We start from the raw sequence: 2,379 nt of genomic DNA, 5'->3' as shown, positions 1-2,379 counted from the left end.
ATGATGGCAGAGAGGTCACACCCGTTCCCATACCGAACACGGAAGTTAAGCTCTCTAGCGCCGATGGTAGTTGGGACCTTGTCCCTGTGAGAGTAGGACGTCGCCAAGCAAAAACCTAAGTCGTTTTGACTTAGGTTTTTTTGTGTTTATTTTTATTATTTTAAATTTAAAGGTAAGAATTACCTTTTCAAGAATATAGTCCAGATGTAAAAAGAATGTTTGTGATCTTACATAACCTTTTGTGCTTTTAAAGGATTTTACATTAGAAAAAATCTATAATTAAGGTAGTTAACATATATTTTTGATGGGTGTGGGGAATTATGAAAGAAATATGCATGTTATTAGTGGCTGTTATATTATGGGGCACAGCCATTGCGCCAACAAAATGGGCGTTAGAATCTATTCAGCCGTTTACTTTGTTATTTATTCGTCTTTTCTTTGCAGGTGGAATTTGTATGCTATTCTCATTTAAGGAATTACAAAAATCAGTTGTACATAAAAAAGTTCCATGGAAAAGAATGAGTTTGTTAGCTTTTACCGGTGTAGCTGGTTATTTTATGTTTACATCCTACGGCATTTCTTTAACAAGTGGATTACATGTGAGTATTATAGATGCTGCATTACCATTAGTTACAATTCTTTTTTCAGCACTCTTTTTAAAAGAGGAAATTCGATTGAATTATTGGATAGGAATTATATTGGGTGCTATAGGAGTACTCTTTATTACGATTCCATCTAAAAGTGCTAATCAAGAAGTGTCCTTAATAGGAGATATACTAATATTATTAAGTACTTTTCTATTTGCTTTCTACACAGTTTTGCTAAAACGACCAAAACAAGAACAGTATTTATCAAACGAGGTTTTTACAACATTAACTTTAATTATTGGAGCTGTTATTCTCTTACCGTTTGCACTGGTAGAAATTTTTTATTACGGTCTCCCAAAGGTTGAAACCTGGAAAACGGGACTTAGTGTAATATACCTTGTTATTGGAGCAACAATTTTAGCGTATTGGTTTTGGAATAAAGCGCTAGAGAGAGTTTCAGCATCAGTAAGCGGATTATATTTAAATGCATTACCATTAATAAGTATTATTACTTCAATTATTCTATTAAATGAATCTCTGACATGGAGAGTAATAATGGGAGCGAGTTTAGTCTTAATTGGAGTAGGATGGGCGGATAAGCAAAAGTTATGTAATCTATTAAAAGGTAACAAGGTGGAGAATAGAGACTGTTAAACAGTATGATTTATATAATTGAAATGTTAAAAAGATACCTTATATATGAGGTATCTTTTTTATTTAGCAAAGATAATAGACTAAAGTTAGTATGGATATTCTTTGCTGTATTTATATGTGTCGAAATCATTTTGAAATATTGTTTGGACAAGTTGTATACATTCAGTATCATAAAAGCTTTCAAAAGTTGGATGACGTGGAAATAAAGGATCAGTAATATCGCCTTCGCTAAAATTACCTTTATAAATCATGGCGGGAGTTTGATGATGCCATGATGTTGAGAACTCATTTATTGGTGCGGTTTTTAATTCGAAACGCTTTTCTAATTCTTTCATTTCCTGATCGAAGTTTTCTAAGTATATATAATTGGTCACATATTCTTCTTCACCAGCTATATATTGTTGTGTGAAATGTGGGTTAATATCACTTGCGTGAGCCCCTTTTATAAATAGATAGTATAGAAATTGTTTAAATGAGATCCCTTTGGAGGAATTTTCATCTTGATATAAAAACTTTCGGATGGGTTTCCATTCGGGATTTTCCATATAAGGAGGTCCAATTAAGGATACGAAAGAACTGACTGCTCTCCTATAAGGGTTACGAACAAGTTTAAAAGTTTCTTTTTGTTTTTCTCGTAACGCTACTCCTAGTCGTACACTATAGGCAGGTGTACTTTTGTATATATCATATTCATAATTATGAATGAAAGGACTATAACTTAGAGCGGTTTGTAATAAATCAATCTGGTAAAAGAACCATTTAGCAAGAGAAGTACAGCCGCTTTTTTGACTCCAAAAAAGAATGATTGGAAACTTCCTATGATAGTGTGGGCTTCTTGAATGGGAGCTTATGATGTGTAATAAAGAAGGATTGAACAAGTTCTACACTCCTTTCAGTTATCTTATTGATATGTATGAGAAATAAAAGGGGGGTATGAGAGTCTTTTTCATCTTTTTAAAAAAAATGAAAGATTAATATTGACTATTATTATATAGAGGTGTAATATAGGACAAGTCGCCGATGACATTAACGTCGAAAGCGACAAACGAAATAAAAAACTTAGTTGACATCAATTAACGAAAGTGTTAACATAAGGAAGTCGCAAATGAGCGACCAAGTAGTTCTTTGAAAACTGAAC

The 2,379-nt window shown here is 32.8% G+C and carries 2 protein-coding genes and 1 rRNA gene; 2 read left to right on the top strand and 1 reads right to left on the bottom strand.

The annotated features are described in order from the left end of the window. Positions 1-109, top strand: a 5S ribosomal RNA gene (rrf, locus tag ACTFRU_RS29330); the annotation flags it as partial. Between the two features lie 211 nt (positions 110-320). Beyond that, positions 321-1,241, top strand: coding sequence for a DMT family transporter (locus tag ACTFRU_RS29325; protein WP_000658274.1), 921 nt, complete (start codon positions 321-323; stop codon positions 1,239-1,241). 86 nt (positions 1,242-1,327) lie between these two features. Here ACTFRU_RS29325 and ACTFRU_RS29320 read toward each other — a convergent pair whose 3' ends face one another. Then, positions 1,328-2,119, bottom strand: coding sequence for a sulfotransferase family 2 domain-containing protein (locus ACTFRU_RS29320; protein ID WP_000483017.1), 792 nt, complete (start codon positions 2,117-2,119; stop codon positions 1,328-1,330). Between the last annotated feature and the right edge of the window lie 260 nt (positions 2,120-2,379).

This window comes from Bacillus cereus group sp. MYBK220-1, from assembly GCF_051916445.1.
In the GTDB taxonomy this organism is placed as follows: domain Bacteria; phylum Bacillota; class Bacilli; order Bacillales; family Bacillaceae_G; genus Bacillus_A; species Bacillus_A cereus.
This window is presented reverse-complemented; position numbering and strand designations above follow the sequence as displayed.

Excerpts from the sequence above, each read along its gene's own strand:
- ACTFRU_RS29325 (WP_000658274.1), top strand. The coding sequence starts at position 321 with ATGAAAGAAATATGCATGTTATTAGTGGCTGTTATATTATGGGGCACA.